The sequence below is a fragment of the Corynebacterium haematomassiliense genome (genome assembly GCF_013978595.1).
GTDB classification, from domain to species: domain Bacteria; phylum Actinomycetota; class Actinomycetes; order Mycobacteriales; family Mycobacteriaceae; genus Corynebacterium; species Corynebacterium lehmanniae.
In genome coordinates, this window is the sequence record NZ_JACDTZ010000001.1 from 284,367 (window position 1) to 298,294 (window position 13,928).

Annotated in this window: 10 protein-coding genes; 7 read left to right on the top strand and 3 right to left on the bottom strand. The window is 66.3% G+C overall.

Annotated features, from left to right (window positions below; translation table 11 throughout):
• Positions 1–83: 83 nt before the first annotated feature.
• From argS to thrB, 4 genes are all read left to right on the top strand, one after another.
• Positions 84–1,736, top strand: coding sequence for an arginine--tRNA ligase (argS, locus tag H0193_RS01385; protein WP_181888232.1), 1,653 nt, complete (start codon positions 84–86; stop codon positions 1,734–1,736).
• The gene (gene lysA, locus H0193_RS01390; protein ID WP_181888233.1) at positions 1,737–3,101 is read left to right on the top strand and encodes a diaminopimelate decarboxylase; all 1,365 of its coding nucleotides are present in this window, start codon (positions 1,737–1,739) and stop codon (positions 3,099–3,101) included.
• A gap of 86 nt (positions 3,102–3,187) precedes the next feature.
• Complete coding sequence (locus H0193_RS01395) at positions 3,188–4,540, top strand: homoserine dehydrogenase (RefSeq protein WP_181888234.1); 1,353 nt, start codon at positions 3,188–3,190, stop codon at positions 4,538–4,540.
• An 11-nt stretch (positions 4,541–4,551) separates the two neighbouring features.
• Positions 4,552–5,481: a homoserine kinase gene (gene thrB / locus H0193_RS01400; RefSeq protein WP_181888235.1), complete on the top strand. Its 930-nt coding sequence runs from the start codon at positions 4,552–4,554 to the stop codon at positions 5,479–5,481.
• Here the strand turns inward: thrB and H0193_RS01405 are convergent, their stop codons facing one another.
• From H0193_RS01405 to H0193_RS01415, 3 genes are all read right to left on the bottom strand, one after another.
• Complete coding sequence (locus H0193_RS01405; protein ID WP_070474839.1) at positions 5,482–6,789, bottom strand: HNH endonuclease signature motif containing protein; 1,308 nt, start codon at positions 6,787–6,789, stop codon at positions 5,482–5,484.
• Between the two features lie 312 nt (positions 6,790–7,101).
• On the bottom strand, positions 7,102–8,247 hold the full coding sequence (locus H0193_RS01410; protein ID WP_070474840.1) for a glycerol dehydrogenase: 1,146 nt from the start codon (positions 8,245–8,247) through the stop codon (positions 7,102–7,104).
• A gap of 29 nt (positions 8,248–8,276) precedes the next feature.
• A complete protein-coding gene (locus H0193_RS01415; protein WP_181888236.1) occupies positions 8,277–10,007 on the bottom strand; it encodes a long-chain fatty-acid--CoA ligase in 1,731 nt (576 codons plus the stop codon).
• Positions 10,008–10,247: 240 nt separating this feature from the next.
• Between H0193_RS01415 and rho the strand changes: the two genes are divergently transcribed.
• The 3 genes from rho to prmC are packed head-to-tail and all read left to right on the top strand — an operon-like array spanning position 10,248 to position 13,913.
• On the top strand, positions 10,248–12,002 hold the full coding sequence (gene rho / locus H0193_RS01420; RefSeq protein WP_181888237.1) for a transcription termination factor Rho: 1,755 nt from the start codon (positions 10,248–10,250) through the stop codon (positions 12,000–12,002).
• Entirely contained in the window at positions 12,002–13,081 is a 1,080-nt protein-coding gene (gene prfA, locus H0193_RS01425; RefSeq protein ID WP_181888238.1) for a peptide chain release factor 1, read from the top strand. Before rho ends, prfA begins: the two co-directional genes overlap by 1 nt.
• Positions 13,068–13,913: a peptide chain release factor N(5)-glutamine methyltransferase gene (gene prmC, locus H0193_RS01430; RefSeq protein WP_181888239.1), complete on the top strand. Its 846-nt coding sequence runs from the start codon at positions 13,068–13,070 to the stop codon at positions 13,911–13,913. Before prfA ends, prmC begins: the two co-directional genes overlap by 14 nt.
• Positions 13,914–13,928: the final 15 nt, after the last annotated feature.

The window sequence follows — 13,928 nt, forward strand, 5'->3', positions numbered from 1 at the left end:
ATTACTTTGGTGTGACCTATTGCACCGCGGTGCCTGTGGGCATGCTTCGTGCGGTGTCGGCGGGTGTTTTAAACTTGTGCCCCATGACGCCAGCTGAACTCGCAACCACCGTGAAAGAGGCCGCGACCCGCGTGCTCGCCGCCCACGACCTCGACGCCTCCGTCGTCCCTGAGACCGTGACCGTGGAGCGCCCCCGCAACCCCGAGCACGGCGACTACGCCACCAACATCGCGCTCCAGGTGGCCAAGAAGGCTGGCACCAACCCGCGCGAGCTTGCTACTTGGCTTGTCGACGACCTGTCGGCCAACCCCGCAATCGACTCCGCCGAGATCGCCGGCCCCGGCTTTATCAACCTTCGTCTGGCCGCCGGCGCGCAGGGCCAGCTCGTGGCGAAGGTACTGGAGGAGGCCGAGAAGTTCGGTCACTGCGACCTGTACGCGGACGAGAAGATCAACCTCGAGTTCGTCTCCGCCAACCCCACCGGCCCGATCCACCTGGGCGGCACCCGCTGGGCGGCGGTGGGCGACTCGCTCGGCCGCGTGCTCGAAGCCGCCGGTGCTGAGGTGACCCGCGAGTACTACTTCAACGACCACGGCGGGCAGATCGACCGCTTCTCCCGGTCACTGGTCGCCGCGGCGAAGGGCGAGCCCACCCCGGAAGACGGTTACGGCGGCGATTACATCCGCGAGATTGCCCAGGCGGTCGTCGAAAAGCATCCTGATGCTCTCGACGGCACCGACGCCGAGGTGCAGGAGACCTTCCGCGCGGCTGGCGTGGAGATGATGTTCGCGCAGATCAAGCAGTCCCTACACGAGTTCGGCGTGGACTTCGACGTGTACTTCCACGAGAACTCGCTGTTCGAGTCGGGCGCTGTGGACAAGGCCGTGCAGACGCTGAAGGACAACGGCAACCTGTACGAAAACGACGGCGCGTGGTGGCTGCGCTCCAGCGACTTCGGCGACGACAAGGACCGCGTCGTGCTCAAGTCCGACGGCGACGCCGCCTACATCGCCGGCGACATCGCGTACGTGGCCGACAAGTTCGACCGCGGCCACACCCTGGCCATCTACATGCTGGGTGCGGACCACCACGGCTACATTGCCCGCCTCAAGGCCGCGGCGCAGGCGCTGGGCTACAACGCAGACGCTGTCGAGGTGCTCATTGGCCAGATGGTGAACCTAGTGCGTGACGGCCAGGCCGTGAAGATGTCCAAGCGCGCCGGCACCGTGATCACGCTCGAGGACCTCGTGGACGCTATCGGCGTCGACGGTGCGCGCTACTCGCTGGTGCGCTCCTCGGTGGACTCCACCCTGGACATCGACCTGGACCTGTGGACGAAGCAGTCCTCCGACAACCCCGTCTACTACGTGCAGTACGCCCATGCCCGCCTGTGCTCCATCGGCCGCAAGGCGGAGGAAGCTGGTGTGTCCTTCGCTGACCCGGACCTGGCGCTGCTCACCCACGACAAGGAGGGCGACCTCATCCGCACCCTCGGCGAGTACCCGGCCGTCGTGCGCGCCGCCGCCGAGCTGCGCGAACCGCACCGCATCGCCCGCTACACCGAGGAGCTGGCAAGCGCGTTCCACAAGTTCTACGACTCCTGCCAGATCCTGCCCAAGGCTGGCGAGGACGCGGAGCCGATCCACACCGCGCGCCTCGCGCTGGCGATGGCGTCGCGCCAGGTCGTCGCAAACGCGCTCGGCATGATCGGCGTGAGCGCACCGGAGCGGATGTAAATGACCGTTTTTGTCTCCACGCCCTACGAGAAAGACAGCGGCGACTTCAACGACCTGCCCGCACACGTCTGGCCCCGCTGCGCCAAGCGCGAAGAAGATGGCGTGGTCACCATCGCCGGTGTGCCGCTTTCCGAGATCGCCGCGGAGTACGGCACCCCGGTCGTGGTCATCGACGAGGACGACTTCCGCTCCCGCTGCCGCGACATGGCCGCCGCGTTTCTGGCGCCAGGCAACGTGCACTACGCCTCCAAGGCGTTTCTGACCCGCCGCGTGGCGCGCTGGGTGGATGAGGAGGGCCTCGCCCTCGACGTGGCCAGTGAGAACGAGCTTCGCATCGCTTTGGCCGCGGACTTTCCACCGGAGCGCATCACCGTGCACGGTAACAACAAATCGGACGAATTCCTGCGACTGTGCGTGGAGTCCAAGGTCGGCCACGTGGTCATTGACTCGCACCAGGAGCTGGCGCAGCTCGAGGCCGTCGCTAAGCAAGCTGGCGTAAAACAGGATGTCTTCGTCCGTGTGAAGCCCGGCGTGGACGCGCACACGCACGAATTCATCGCCACCAGCCACGAGGACCAGAAGTTCGGCATCTCGCTCGCAACCGGCGACGCACTGACGGCCGCCACCGCAGCCATCGCATCCGACTGGCTGGAGCTGACCGGCCTACACTGCCACGTCGGCTCGCAGGTCTTCGACGCCGAGGGCTTCAAGCTCGCCGCCGAGCGTGTGCTGGGCCTGTACGCCGAGATCTGGAAGACCCAGGGCGTGGCGCTGGGCTACCTCGACCTCGGCGGCGGCTACGGCATCGCCTACATGCCGGGGGAGTCGCCCCTGGATGTCAACGCTGTGGCGCGCGACCTGCTCGCCGCCGTCCAGGAGGTCGCCGACGAGCTGGGCATCGCCGCGCCCACCGTGGTGGTCGAGCCCGGCCGCGCGATCGCCGGCCCGTCCGCGGTTACCGTGTACACCGCCGGCGTGATCAAGGACGTGGACACCTCGTACACCACCTCGCGCCGCTACATCGCCGTCGACGGCGGCATGAGCGACAACATCCGCCCCTCGCTGTACGGCGCGCTTTACGACGCCCGCGTGGTCAACCGCTTCACCGATGGCGCCCTCACGGACACGCGCCTGGTGGGATCCCACTGCGAGTCCGGCGACATTCTGGTGGAGGAGGCCTCCTGGCCCGACGACATCGCCCCAGGCGACCTCATCGCCCTCGCCGCCACCGGCGCCTACTGCTACTCGATGGCCTCGAACTACAACGCGTTCGGCCGCCCGGCGGTGGTTTCAGTGCGCGGCGGTGAAGTCACGCCGATGGTGCGTAGGGAGACGGTCGAGGATCTCATCGCCCGCGAATATTAATTGACCGTCGGTGCCATTTGCGCGATAGTAGACAAAGCGGTTCACCGCTGATCCCCGCCACGTACGACGAAGGAGCTACACGCAACATGACTTCCGCCACCGCCGAGGGATACAACGGCAACTACCCGGGCAAGGGCATCGGCACCCCCGTGGGCATCGCCGTGCTGGGCAAGGGCACCGTCGGTACCGAGGTGCTGCGCCTGCTGTCGGAGTTCTCCTCGAACTTGGAGCACCGTATCGGTAGTCCGATTGAGGTGAGGGGCGTTGCGGTATCGGACGTCGAGAAGCATAAGGATGCTCCCGAGGTCCAGGGCTTGTACTTGACCGGGGATGCGCGCGAGCTGGTCACCCGCGACGACGTGGACATCGTGGTCGAGCTGATCGGCGGCATCGACTACCCGCGCGAGCTCGTCCTCGAGGCGCTGAAGGCGGGCAAGTCCGTGGTCACCGCGAACAAGGCCCTTGTGGCCGCCCACAGCGCCGAGCTTGCCGACGCCGCCAACGCCGCCGGCGTCGACCTCTACTACGAGGCGGCCGTCGCCGCCGCCATCCCGGTGGTGGGCATGCTGCGTCGCTCGCTGGCGGGCGACCAAGTGCAGAGCATCTCCGGCATCGTCAACGGCACCACCAACTTCATCCTCGACGCCATGGCCTCCACCGGCGCGAGCTACGAGGAAGCGCTCGCCGAGGCCACCCGCCTCGGCTACGCGGAGGCAGACCCGACCGCGGACGTGGAGGGCCACGACGCCGCATCCAAGGCCGCGATCCTCGCCTCCATGGGCTTCCACACCCGCGTGACCTTCGACGACGTGTACTGCGAAGGCATCACCAAAATCACCGCAGACGACATCGAGGCCGCGAAGAAGTCCGGCCACACCATCAAGCTGCTGGCCATTTGCGAGCGGCTTGTCGACGACGCCGGCAACACCACCGGCGTCAACGCCCGAGTCCACCCGACGCTGGTGCCCAACGAGCACCCGCTCGCTACCGTGGACAAGTCCTACAACGCCATCTTCGTCGAGGCAGAAGCAGCAGGTCGACTTATGTTTTACGGTAACGGCGCCGGCGGCGCCCCCACCGCATCCGCAGTGCTCGGCGACCTCGTCGGCGCTGCCCGCAACAAAGTCCACGGCGGTCGCGCCCCGGCCGAGAACCCTTACGCGGACTACCCGGTCGTCCCGTTCGAGCAGGTGACCACGCGCTACACCATCAACATGACGGTCAACGACCGCGTCGGTGTGCTCGCCGACCTCACCGCCCGCTTTGCCAAGGCCGGGATTTCGCTGTCCGCGGTGCGCCAGGAGGAGTCCGGCGACGGGGCCCACCTGATCGTTGTCACCCACGCCGCGCTCGAGGAGGATCTCAAGGCGATCGTGGAGCAGCTCACCGGCCACGACGACGTGCTCGCCGTCAACTCCGTTATCCGCCTCGACTCCTAAGGTTTCCGTCTATGGCTATCGATCTGCAGCCCGGCCTGAAAGTCAAGGTCACCGTCCCCGGCTCGTCGGCGAACCTGGGCCCCGGCTTCGACACCCTCGGCATCGCGCTGAGCATCTACGACACCGTTGAGGTCGAGGTCACCGAGTCCGGCCTCGACGTGGAGATCTTCGGCGAGGGCGCCGACGACCTACCCCGCGACAGCTCCAACCTCGTCGTCCGGGCCATCCAGTCCGGCCTGACTGCCGCCGACGTCTCCGCACCCGGCCTGCGCGTGGTGTGCCACAACAACATCCCGCAGTCCCGCGGCCTCGGCTCCTCTGCCTCGGCCGCCGTCGCGGGCGTGGTGGCCGCCAACGCGCTGGCGGGCTCGCCTTTGGACGAAGACGCCGTCGTGCAGTTGTCCTCCGAGTTTGAGGGCCACCCCGACAACGCCGGCGCATCAGCCCTCGGCGGGGCAGTGGTGTCCTGGACGGACATCCCCGTCGACGGCCAATCCAAGCCGTCCTACCGCGCCGTGCGCATCCCGGTCGACGAGTCCATCAAGGCCGTCGCCCTCGTTCCTGATTTCCACGCCTCCACCAACGCCGTGCGCAAGGTGCTGCCCAGCCACGTCACCCACACCGACGCACGCTTCAATGTCTCGCGCACCGCAGTGATGACGGCCGCGCTGCAGCATCACCCGCAGCTGCTCTTCGAGGGCACCCGCGACCGCCTCCACCAGCCGTACCGCGCCGACGTTCTGCCGGTGACGGCTGAGTGGGTCAACCGCCTGCGCAACCGCGGCCACGCCGCCTACCTCTCCGGCGCCGGCCCGACCGCGCTGATGCTCACTACGACTGAGGTGGAGCCTTCGCTTCTCGACGAAGCCCGTTCCGCCGGCCTCCGCGTCATCGAACTCGACGTCGCAGGCCCAGCCACCGCGGAGCTCGTGCGCGACTAACTATTCCGCGAACGAGTCACCCGGCGTAACTGTGTCGCGCAGCGGACCAGTGTGGTCGCGCGTCCTCGTCGGCAGGGAGCGGTTCCTAGACACATACTGCGTTCCGTCCTGAAGTCGGAAGTACAGGTCAGGGCCGTGCGGCTGAATATAGGCGAGTCCGTGGCTAATCTTTGCGTGGCAGCTCGAGCACAGTGGGATCAGGTTGTCCATGTTCGTCTCGCCACCTTCTTCCCATTCCCGGATGTGGTGGATCTCGATGAAACGCTTGTGGTTGCAACCGGGCATCGCGCACTGGTGGCCCCAGGCCGTGAGCAAGGCGAGCACCTGGGCGTCCGTGGCGAAGCGGCGGGACCGGCCGACGTGGATAGTCAGTCCTTTCTTGTCTAGCAGGTGCAGCCGAACATTCGCGTTTGCGATGTAGCTTCGAACCTCCGCTGAGCGAGCCGAGGTGTTCTGCGGCATCCATGCCCCGCCGTCCTCCGTGAGCACAATATTGACGTGGGCGCCCGGTGCGCGCAGGGCGCTGACTGGGTTCGTACGCACCATCTCCATCATGGCAACAAAAGCGGGGTAGAGGTCCTTCCTTTCCGGATTGCCGTAGCGGGACGGGGGCCGCAAGATGCTGTCCATGTCCAACTTTGTCCGTGGGCGTTCTGTTTCCACCGTCTCGTCTGCAGGGCACGCCTCCGGTTCGTTTTCTACTGCGTCAATGAGCCTCTCTAGCTCCTCTGGGTCTGCAAGCTCGTCCACATCGGGGAGTTCTGCGCAGTAGTTCGCCAACTGCGCGATTTTCAGCGCGCAGAGCAGCGCCTGGCCCTGGACAGCCGGAAGCAGTGCGCGGAAATCGAGCATGCCGTCCGTGCGAAACTTCGCGGTCACCACTGGTTCCTCCGGCTCCCGTTCCTCGGCGGGATCGCTGCCGGCAAGGACCTGCTCGAGTTCGGAGTAACCGTGAATTAGAGCGAGGTCTACCAGTTCTTCCTCGTTCTGCTCGTGCATGTAGCGCAGCAGCAGGCGCATGGTGGAGTACGGCATGATGCCGGAGCGAAACGTCTCATACAGCAGGCGGAATCTGCGAAGACCCCGGGAGACGTGGACGTATTCGTAAGCCGTGGCCGTGGCAAGGTTGAGCTCGCGTTTGAGCCAGGTGGCGGTGGATGTCTCACCTCGCTGGGAGGCGATGTCGGCTTCATCGAGTTGGCCGAGGGCGTTAAGCATTTCGGCGCGGTGGAAGTGGGAATTGCGGTGGTGGTGCTTTAGCTCGTCGATAAGCAGAGATGTGCGCTCGGTTTCGATGGCTGCTGTCATGGCAGGTCCCCCGGGGATGGTTTGGCGGTTGCTGTTTGGCGTCGAGCGTAAACGCAAGAGTGTTCGATGTAAAGGATTTTTGTGTTCATTTTAGTGGACATCTGGGGGCGGATCCTGCAATTGCGGAACCATCTCAAGTGCACATTTAGGGAAATGTCCGATTGTGTCCGATCGTTCCGCAACTGCAGAATGGAAAATGGAAAACGGGGGTATGTTCGATATGTCCGGTTGTGTCCGAACGTTCTGCAATTGCGGAAACAGGCATAAAAAGGGGCCGCACGAAAGCATCGTGCGGCCCCGGATCGCGCGAGTTTAGTGCTTCGCCTCGTACTTCTTCGGTTCCGGCAGGCCGCGCTCTTCGCGGACGCGGCGGGCGGTGTGCTCGAGGGTGATCAGCGCCTCGACAACCTGGGCCGGCTCGACCGGGAACGGCATGTTGTGGATGGTCTCCTCTTCGGCGGTCGCGGCCTTGGCAACAGCCTCGAGGACGTCGGTGTCCTCGGGGGACAGGCCCACCTCAGTCAGCGTGGTAGGCAGACCGACCTTGGTGGTGAACTCGATGAAGTCTTCGATCTCCTCGGAGTCGGCGCCCTCCATGATCAGCTGGGCGAGAGTGCCGATGTTGACCTTCTCGCCGTGGGAGAGGCCGTGGGTTTGCTCGGCGGCGGACAGGCCGTCGTGGATGGCGTGGGCCGCGGCCAAGCCGCCGGACTCGAAGCCGAGGCCGGACAGCAGGGTGTTCGCCTCCACCACGGCGTCAAGCGCCGGGGTGACTACGCCTGCGCGAACCGCATCGAGGGCGGCGAAGGAGTCCTTGCGCAGAATGTCAGCGCACAGCTCTGCAAGAGCAGCGCCTGCGCGAGTGGGGTGGCCGCCGTTCATGGTGGTGCCATTGCCCCTTGCGGTCGCGCGTGCCTCCACCCAAGTAGCCATGGCGTCGCCGATGCCAGCGATGAGGAACTGCTCCGGGGCGCCGGCGACCAGCTGGGTGTCAATGAGCACCAAGTCGGGGTTGCGGGGGAAGAAGCGGTATTCGTCGAAGGCGCCGTCCTCGGTGTATATCACCGAAAGCGTGGAAGTCGGAGCGTCGGAAGACGCCGCGGTGGGCACCGAAGCCCAGCGGATGTCCGCCTCGAAGCCGGCGGCCTTCGCGGAGTCGATGGCGGAGCCGCCGCCGAGGCCGACCACCACGTCGTAGTTATTGTCCTTGATCAGCTTGACCGTGTCGTTGACACGCTCGGCGGTTGCGAAACCTTCGAACTTGACGCGGTTGACCGGGAGGCCTTCCTTTTCAAACCCGTCGGTGAGGGACTGTTCGACGAGGCCCCACACCGTGTCGTCGGAAAGCAGCAGCGGGTTCTCGCCGAGCTGCTTCAGGTACTTGCCCAGCTCGTGGATGGCATCTTTGCCCTGCACGTAGCGGGATGGACTGGAGAAAATGCTTGGCTTTGCTGTCATGCCCCGCCATCGTACCGTGACTTTTCGCTTTACGACGTCGCCTTCGGCCGGCTGCCGGGGCCGGGCAAGGCGATGATGTCGAACTCGTCTTTGGCGAGGTGTTTGCGCAGGTCCTTCTTGTCGAACTTGCCCACGGACGTCTTGTCGATGGAGTCGACAAAGGTCCAGTACTCGGGCGCCATCCACTTCGGCAGCACGTCGGCGAGCCCGGCGCGCAGGCGAGCGGCGGTCTCCGCAGTGGGGGCGACCTCGGCGGTCAGCTTGGTCACAGCGAGGGGGCGCTCGCCCCACTTGTCGTCGGGGATGCCGATGACGGCGCACTCGATGACTTCTTCGGATTCCATGATCAGGTTTTCCACCTGGGCGGAGTAGATCCATTCGCCGCCGGAGCGGATGACGTCGCGGGCGCGGTCGTAGAGCGTGAGGAAGCCGGCGTTGGTCACGGTGCCCACGTCGCCGGTGCGCAGCCAGCCGTCGGCGGTGAAGTGCTCGCGCTCGTCGTCGACATCTTCGCCGCGGAAGCGCGAGGCGATCTCGCCGGGCTCCTGGGTGGGCGAGTGGTAGTAGCTGGCGGCGACCATGTTGCCGCGCACCTGGATCTCGCCCTGGGTGAGGTCGGTGGGCGCCATGACTTGGCCGTCGTTGACCAAGCGGTACTGCAGGGTGGGGGCGAAGCGCCCCGGGGAGACGCGGTAGGCCCAGCGGGCCTCACCCGACGCGCCCGACGGCGGCCGCGCCACGGTGCCGACGGTGGAGGTCTCGGTCATGCCCCACACGTGCACCACGTCCACGCCGTAGCGCTCCTCCCAAACCTTGATCAGTGCGGGCGGGGCGGGGGAGCCGCCAACGAAGATCTCCTGCAGGCTCATGCGCTCGGGCGGGTTGTGCAGGTAGTGCACCATCAGCTGGATCCACAGGGTGGGCACGCCGTGCGCCACGCGCGGGTGGGTGCCGGCGATGAGCTTGGCCAGGGTGGGCGCGGACATGTCCGAATCCGGCAGCACCAGCGGAGTGCCGGCCAAAAACGCGGCGAGCGGCACGCCCCAGCTGAGCACGTGGTAGATGGGGATGCAGCACAAAAAGGTCTCGCCGTGGGTCACGGCGAGCGAGTCGGTGGCGCGCAGGCCCGTGGCCTCCAGCCACAGGGAGCGGTGCGAGTACGCCACGCCCTTCGGCGCGCCGGTGGTGGCGGTGGAGTACACCAGCGCTGCGGCGGTGTTTTCCGGCAGTTCGGGCCATGGGTAGGACGTCGGCCGGCCGTCGAGAAGCTGCTCGTAGCTGTGCACCTGGACTGTGTCGGGGAGGTGCGAAGCGGCGTCGTCAAGCGGGGCGATGCCTGTAAACGCCACCGCGCGCACGGTGGGGCAGTCCCGCAAGATTGCGCCGAGCTTCTCCGCCAGGCGCGGGTCCGCGACGATGACTTCGGACTCGGAGTGGTTGACCACGTACGCGATCTGATCCACCATGAGCTGCACATTCAACGGGTTGAACACCGCGCCCTTCGCGGCGACGGCGAACATCACCTCGATGTGCTCCGCGCAGTTGTACAGCAGCGTGGAGACACGCTGGTCGCCGTCGATGCCCAGGTCGCTGTGCAGCGCGTGCGCAAAAGCCGCGGCGCGCGCGCCAATCTCGGCGAACGTAGTCTCCTCCGCGCCGGATGCGCGCCACGTCGTGCACTTCGTGTTGGCGTGGGCGGTGGTGCCGAACTCCAAAATCCTGGCGACGGAGAACGGCACCTCCTGCATCGTTGAAAGCATGCAGGCCATGTTAGCGCGGGCCTGATTAGCGCAGGGCCTTCTATGCGCTACACTTTTGCGTGGATCGTGCGAATTGCACCCGTCCCGGAACTTTTCCGGTCGAGGGTGCTGGCGGAGCAACCGGGAGGAACGTTTCCCCGGGCCCGCGGGATCCGTAAGACCGCACACGACCGCTACCGGTGTATGCAAACGCGAATATCTGCGCGATGAAGCAGCTGGCTTAGCGACGAAAGGACACACGTGACCGAAACCGGCACCGCGGCCGACCTCGCCGCAATGAAGATTCCGGAGCTGCGCAAGCTCGCCGCCGAGAAGGGACTCAAGGGGATCTCTGGGCTCCGCAAGGGGGAACTCATCCAGGCCATCGTCACCGGGCAGGTGCCGCGCAAGGCCGCCGCCGAAAAGGCTGCGCCGGTGGAGAAGCCGGAGAAGGCGGAGAAGCCGGCCGAGCCAGCTGAGAAGCAGCAGCCTGGCGACGACGACGAGTCCCGCGGGGCGTCGCGCTCCGCGGCACGCCGCGCCCGCCGCAACCGCGCGCGCTCGCAGCACGACGAGCAGCAGGGCGGCGAAAACCGGGACAACCGGGACAACCGCGACGAGCAGGACGGCAATCAGGAGCGCGGCAACAACGACCGTGGCGGCCGCAACAACCACGGCAACAACAACCACGGCGGCAACAACAACGACGACCACCACGGCGGGGGACGCCGCGGCCGCCGCGGGCGCCGCAACCGTAACCGCAACCGGGACCACAACAACGGCGGTGGCAACCACGGAAACAACGGCAACAACAACGACAACCAGAACTTCAACCCGGAGGACCTGCAGGATGTCGCGGGTATCGCGGACGTGCAGGACAACGGCTCCGCGTTCATCCGCACCACCGGCTACCGCCAGTCCAACGCGGACGTCTACGTGCCGCAGAAGCTGGTGCGCCAGTCGGGCCTGCGCTCCGGCGACGCGGTGACGGCCCAGGTGCGCGCGAACGGCCAGTCCCACTCGCAGGGCAACGGCCGCAACCGCCGCAGCTACAACCAGGTTGTGCGGGTGGATGCCATCAACGGACAGACCACTGAGGCGGCGAAGGCGCGCAAGGAGTTCCACAAGCTCACCCCGCTGTACCCGAACCGCCGTCTGCGTCTGGAAACTGAGCCGAAGATCCTCACCACCCGCGTGATCGACCTGGTCATGCCGATTGGTAAGGGTCAGCGCGCGTTGATCGTCTCCCCGCCGAAGGCCGGTAAGACGACGATTCTGCAGAACATCGCCAACGCGATCGCCACCAACAACCCGGAGTGCTATCTCATGGTGGTGCTGGTGGACGAGCGTCCGGAGGAAGTCACGGACATGCAGCGCAGCGTCAACGGCGAGGTGATTGCCTCCACGTTCGACCGCCCGCCGTCAGAGCACACCGCCGTGGCCGAGCTCGCAATCGAGCGCGCGAAGCGCCTGGTGGAGATGGGCCAGGACGTGGTGGTCCTGCTGGATTCCATCACCCGCCTGGGCCGCGCGTACAACAACTCCTCCCCGGCGTCCGGCCGCATCCTCTCCGGCGGCGTGGACTCCAACGCGCTGTACCCGCCGAAGCGTTTCCTGGGCGCCGCCCGCAACATCGAGGAGGGCGGCTCGCTGACGATCATCGCCACCGCGATGGTGGAGACCGGCTCGGCAGGCGACACCGTGATCTTCGAGGAGTTCAAGGGCACCGGCAACGCCGAGCTCAAGCTGGACCGCAAGATCGCGGAGCGCCGCGTGTTCCCGGCTGTGGACGTCAACCCGTCCGGCACCCGCAAGGACGAGCTGTTGATGAGCCCGGAGGAGGCGCGCGTGATGCACAAGCTGCGCCGCATCCTTTCTGCGCTGGATCCGCAGCAGTCCATTGACATGCTGATCAAGCAGCTGAAGAAGACGAAGACCAACGGCGAGTTCCTCATCGGCGTGGCCAACTCCGCGCCGATGGCGCAGACGGAAAACGATGAGGAGGACTACTCCTAATGGCAGACAAGACGCAGGTTTCGCTTGTCGACGACTACGTTGCCGAATACCAGGGCATCCAGGCCCAAATGGGCGACCCGGAGGTTGCGGGTGACCAGGACCAATTCCGCAAGCTGTCCAAGCGCTACGCCGAGCTGCAGCCGATCATCAACGTCTACAACGACCTGACCCAGGCACAGGAGGACCACGAGGCCGCGGCCGAGATGGCCAACGAGGACAAGGAGTTCGCCGAAGAAGCTAAGCGCCTCGAGGGCGAGATTGTCCGCCTGGAGGAGGAGCTGGCCGACCTGCTCGCTCCGCGCGACGAGCACGACGGCGACGACATCATCATGGAGCTCAAGGCCGGCGCCGGCGGCGAGGAAGCCGCGCTGTTTGCCGGCGACTTGGCGCGCATGTACCAGAAGTACTGCGAGAAGCACGCCCTGACCTGGGAGGTCCTCGACGTCGCAGAGTCCGATCTGGGCGGCGTGAAGGACATGACCGTCGCGGTCAAGTCCAAGAACCCGTCGCGCGACGGCGCCTGGTCCAAGCTGAAGTTCGAGGGCGGCGTGCACCGCGTGCAGCGCATTCCCGTCACCGAGTCCCAGGGCCGCATCCAGACCTCTGCGGCTGGTGTGTACGTCTTCCCGGAAGCGGACGAGATTGAAAGCGTCAACATCGACGAGAAGGATCTGCGCGTCGACGTGTACCGCTCCTCCGGCAAGGGCGGCCAGGGCGTGAACACGACTGACTCGGCCGTGCGCATCACCCACCTGCCTACCGGCATTGTGGTGACCTGCCAGAACGAGCGCTCGCAGATCCAGAACCGCGCCCGCGCCATGCAGGTGCTGCAGGCTCGCCTGGACCAGCTCGAGCGCGAGAAGCAGGAGGCCGAGGAGGCCGAGGGCCGCGCGTCCCAGGTGCGCACCATGGACCGCTCCGAGCGCATCCGCACCTACAACTGGCCGGAGAACCGCATCTCGGACCACCGCATCAACTACAAGTCCAACAACTTGGACTCGGTGCTGGACGGCAACATGGACGACCTCATCACGGCGCTGCAGACCCACGAGCGCCAGGAGCGTCTTGAAGCAGAGTAGCGTTCGCTCACTCATCGCGAGCGCCGCAAACACGCTGCGTGAGGCGGGCGTCGACTCGCCTGAGGTGGACGCGCGCCTGCTTGCCGCGCACGTGCTCGGCGTCGCGCCGATGCAGCTCATGTTCGCCGACGCTCCGGCGGACTTCGCCGAACGCTACACCGGACTCGTCGCCCGCCGCGCCGCGCGCGAGCCGCTGCAGCACATCATCGGCACCGCGCCGTTTTACGGCGTCGATCTCGCCGTCGGCCCCGGCGTGTTCATCCCCAGGCCCGAAACCGAGGTCCTCGCCGAGTGGGCGGTGCGAAAGCTTATCGACGCCCCTCCGGCCCCCACCGTCGTCGACCTCGGATCCGGCACCGGAGCCTTAGCCATAGCGGTGGCCCGCGACAGGCCGGATGCGATCGTCTACGCGGTGGAACGCTCGGAGACCGCGCGCGCTTATCTGCAGCGCAACGTCGAAAAACAAGCGCCCCAGGTCAAGGTGGTGGCGGGGGACATGACCGACCCGGAGCTGCTCGCCGGGATCGGCGCGGACGTGGTGGTGTCCAACCCGCCGTATGTGCCGGAGACGCCCGAGCTGCAGGCGGAGGTCTACGCGGACCCGCACGAGGCAGTGTTTTCAGGCGCGGACGGGATGGCGGCGATTCGCGGGCTCGTGCCCGTCGTCAAGCAAATGCTCAAAGATGGGGGAGCGGTGGGCATCGAGCACGACGACACCACCTCCGAGGCTGTGCAGGCCGAGCTGCGCGCCGGCGGTTTCGCGGACGTGCGCCCGCTGGAGGACATGACTGGGCGGGCCCGGTTTGTCACGGCGAGTAAGCTAGCCCGGTAACTGCCCGACGGCCAA

Bases quoted from the DNA above. Each gene is read 5' to 3' on its own strand.
- argS (WP_181888232.1), top strand. From the start codon at position 84: ATGACGCCAGCTGAACTCGCAACCACCGTGAAAGAGGCCGCGACCCGC.
- lysA (WP_181888233.1), top strand. From the start codon at position 1,737: ATGACCGTTTTTGTCTCCACGCCCTACGAGAAAGACAGCGGCGACTTC.
- H0193_RS01395 (WP_181888234.1), top strand. From the start codon at position 3,188: ATGACTTCCGCCACCGCCGAGGGATACAACGGCAACTACCCGGGCAAG.
- thrB (WP_181888235.1), top strand. From the start codon at position 4,552: ATGGCTATCGATCTGCAGCCCGGCCTGAAAGTCAAGGTCACCGTCCCC.
- H0193_RS01405 (WP_070474839.1), bottom strand. From the start codon at position 6,789: ATGACAGCAGCCATCGAAACCGAGCGCACATCTCTGCTTATCGACGAG.
- H0193_RS01410 (WP_070474840.1), bottom strand. From the start codon at position 8,247: ATGACAGCAAAGCCAAGCATTTTCTCCAGTCCATCCCGCTACGTGCAG.
- H0193_RS01415 (WP_181888236.1), bottom strand. From the start codon at position 10,007: ATGCTTTCAACGATGCAGGAGGTGCCGTTCTCCGTCGCCAGGATTTTG.
- prfA (WP_181888238.1), top strand. From the start codon at position 12,002: ATGGCAGACAAGACGCAGGTTTCGCTTGTCGACGACTACGTTGCCGAA.